Raw genomic sequence first — 1,399 nt, 5'->3', positions numbered from 1 at the left:
GGCGCTATTGCTGTTTTCGTGGGTGGTTGTTTGCCGGTGAGGCGTTGAACCGGTAAGAGAAGAGCGCTTTTTGGTTAGGATGTTCATCGACCAAGAAAAACACAACCGAAAAGCGCCTGATGAACAGCATATTCAAACAGCTCCTCAACGTCAAAGGCATGGTCGTCGAGAACGTCTGCATCGTCGATGGTCCTATGCGCCCCGAGCCCGTGCTCGAGGTGCGCGTGCGCCCGCGTGCGGGCATGCTCAGGTGCTCGAGGTGCGGGCGGAAGCGTCGTGGCTATGACCGTGGCGGCGGCGTGCGCCGATGGCGCCATCAGGATTTCGGATGCTGGCGGGTCGAGCTGGTCGCGTCGATGCCCAGGGTGGACTGCCCGAAGTGCGGCGTGGTGGTCGCGTCCGTGCCGTGGGCGGAGCCGGGAAGCCGGTTCACGCGGGACTTCGAGGCGGAGTGCGCGTGGCTGATGACCGTCGCCAGCCAGAAGACCGTCAGCGGTTTCCTGCACGTGGCGTGGAGGACCGCCGGCGACATCGCCCGCAGGGTCGCCGGCCGGCTCAGGGCGTCGGCGCCCTCGCCGTTCGACGGTCTCACGTCGATCGGTGTGGACGAGACCAGCTACAGGAAGGGCCACACGTATCTGACCGTCGTCGTCGACCACGAGCGCGGGCGCGTGATCTGGGCGCACGACGGGTACGGCAGGGACGTGTTCGACCTGTTCTTCAGGCAGCTCACGCCCGAGCAGCGCGCATCCATCCGGGTCGTCACCGGCGACGGCGCGAAGTGGATCGACTCATGCGTCAAGGAGCACTGCCCGAACGCGGAGCGCGTGCTCGACGGCTTCCACATCGTCAGCTGGATGACCGGCGCGCTCGACGACGTCAGGAAGCGCCTGTGGAACGACGCGAGGCGCGGCGGCGACCAAGAGGGCGTCAAGCGCATGCGCGGCGTCAAATACGCCGTGTTGAAGAACCCCGACCATCTCACCGACCGGCAGGACGAATCCCTCGCCGCATTGGGGAACACGGATCCCAAGGGACAGCTCTACCGCGCATGGCAGCTCAAGGAACTGCTGAGGAACCTGCTCAAGCACCCGCTCGGACAGGCCACCGCAGAGCTCAAACACTGGGTGTTCTGGGCGTCCCACAGCCGCATCCCCGAGATCGTCGAACTCTCCCAAAAGATCCGCAGACGGCGGCCCGACATCCTGCGCACGATCGAGCTGGGCTACTCCAACGCCAGACTCGAGGCGTTCAACAACAGGATCAAGGTCACCATCCGCATGGCCTACGGCTTCCACCACGTGGACAACCTCATCGCCCTGATCATGCTCCGATGCGGCGGCCTCGACATCCGACTACCAAAGCCCACAACCTAACCCACGAAAACAGCACAAGCCTC

General features: G+C 64.5%; 1 protein-coding gene. It reads left to right on the top strand.

The features are described 5' to 3' along the window. Positions 1-119 precede the first annotated feature (119 nt). Complete coding sequence (locus BFAL_RS10445; protein WP_236691744.1) at positions 120-1,376, top strand: ISL3 family transposase; 1,257 nt, start codon at positions 120-122, stop codon at positions 1,374-1,376. Positions 1,377-1,399 lie beyond the last annotated feature (23 nt).

Source organism: Bifidobacterium aesculapii (genome assembly GCF_001417815.1).
In the GTDB taxonomy this organism is placed as follows: Bacteria; Actinomycetota; Actinomycetes; order Actinomycetales; family Bifidobacteriaceae; genus Bifidobacterium; species Bifidobacterium aesculapii.
The sequence above is the reverse complement of the archived record's forward strand: the minus strand, read 5'-3'. Positions and strand labels throughout refer to the sequence as shown.

What these genes read in the sequence shown, in the direction of transcription:
- BFAL_RS10445 (WP_236691744.1), top strand. Translation starts at nt 120, where the DNA reads ATGAACAGCATATTCAAACAGCTCCTCAACGTCAAAGGCATGGTCGTC.